This is a genomic window from Paraclostridium bifermentans (genome assembly GCF_964259345.1).
Taxonomy (GTDB): Bacteria; Bacillota; Clostridia; order Peptostreptococcales; family Peptostreptococcaceae; genus Paraclostridium; species Paraclostridium bifermentans_B.
In genome coordinates, this window is the sequence record NZ_CAXVJR010000013.1 from 48963 (window position 1) to 50702 (window position 1740).

Below are 1740 nucleotides of genomic sequence, written 5' to 3' on the forward strand. Positions count from 1 at the left end.
TTCTCCTTTTGTTAACACTCTTATTACACTATAACTTGTTCCTGGCCCTTTTCTAAAGTTTAATCCTCCCACATTTACCTCTTTTATCTCTATTACCTCTTCTTTTTCCTCTTTATTACTTAAATACCTACTTGCAACATATCCTTCACTACCTTTGTTTCTTATTTTAGACCATCCATTACTTTCACTTATTACTTCCACTTCTTCTCCTTTTGTTAACACTCTTATTACACTATAACTTGTTCCTGGCCCTTTTCTAAAGTTTAATCCTCCCACATTTACAATCTTTATCATAATATACACCTCTTTTTAGTAGTATCATTATAATTTATGAATTCTTTTTGCTTGTGGTTACACTAATACCTTTTATTTTCTAAAGTTTTACATATATATTCATAAATTCATGTCAATAATTTATAATATAATTAGTATTTATATATTTATTATGATATTATTAATTAAGTTGTCTTAAATTAGATTAGCAATATTTTGAGAGGTAGATAATATGAATTTTAAAGAATTAGGAATTAATAATCATACAATAGAAACATTACAAAAAATGGGAATAACAAGTCCTACACCTATACAAGAAGAAAGTATAGGTATAATAAAATCAGGTAAAGATGTAATAGCAGAAGCTCAAACTGGTACAGGAAAAACATTAGCTTTTCTTCTTCCAATATTTGAAAATATTTCTCCAGAGCTTAATCATGTACAAGCTTTAATTGTATCTCCTACAAGAGAGCTTGCAATTCAAATAACTAAAGAAGCAGAAAAACTTAGTGAAAACACAGATATAAATTTATTATCTATGTATGGTGGAAAAGATATAGGTGCTCAGTTAAAAAAATTAAAAAGAAATATTCATCTAGTAATAGCTACTCCTGGTAGATTATTAGATCATATCGATAGAGAAACTATCGACCTTAGTAAATTAAAAGTAATAGTTTTGGATGAAGCTGATCAAATGCTTTTTATGGGATTTAGAAATGAAGTTGAAACTATTCTTAGACAAACTCCTAAAAACCGTCAAACTTTATGTTTTTCAGCTACAATGGATTCAGCAGTTAAGAAACTAGCTTATAAATACATGGATAATCCAGCTGTTGTTAGTATAGAAAAAGAAGAAATAACTTTAACTAACATTAAACAAAATGTAGTTGAAACTACAGATAGAAAAAAACAGGATGCATTATGTTCTGTATTAGATGCTGATAATCCATTTATGGGTATAATCTTCTGTAGAACTAAAGCGAGAGTTGATAAACTTGAAGAAGTTCTTCATAGAAGAAAGTATAACTGTGCTAAATTGCATAGTGATATAAAGCAATCTCATAGAGAAAGAATAATGAAGTCATTTAGAAATGCAGATATACAATATCTAATAGCTACAGATGTAGCTTCAAGAGGTTTAGATATAAGTGGAGTAACTCATGTTTACAACTATGATATCCCTGAAAATGCAGAAACTTATATACACCGAATAGGAAGAACCGGAAGAGCTGGAGAAGAAGGTTATACATGTATGTTTGTAGACCCAAAAGATTTTAACACTTTAAAAGAAATAGAAGATGCTATAGAAATGGAAATACCAAGAAGAGAAGTATAAAAAAAGAAGTGCGAAAGCACTTCTTTTTTTATTTTTAATCTCATTAAGCAAAATAAAAAGATTACGCGGCTACGTCCTACTCTCCCAGGCAGCTTCCCACCAAGTACCATCGGCGCTAAAGAGCTTAACTT

General features: G+C 29.4%; 2 protein-coding genes. One reads left to right on the plus strand and one right to left on the minus strand.

The annotated features are described in order from the left end of the window. The coding region (locus tag ACEXNK_RS16980) for an SH3 domain-containing protein (RefSeq protein WP_373600731.1) at window positions 1-294 on the minus strand (294 nt) is incomplete at its 3' end. 211 nt (window positions 295-505) lie between these two features. Here ACEXNK_RS16980 and ACEXNK_RS16985 point away from each other — a divergent pair. Beyond that, window positions 506-1609 carry a DEAD/DEAH box helicase gene (locus ACEXNK_RS16985; protein ID WP_373600730.1) on the plus strand — a complete coding sequence of 368 codons (1104 nt, stop codon included), beginning with the start codon at window positions 506-508 and terminating at the stop codon, window positions 1607-1609. The last annotated feature ends 131 nt before the right edge of the window (window positions 1610-1740 follow it).

Bases quoted from the DNA above. Each gene is read 5' to 3' on its own strand.
- ACEXNK_RS16985 (WP_373600730.1), top strand. From the start codon at position 506: ATGAATTTTAAAGAATTAGGAATTAATAATCATACAATAGAAACATTA.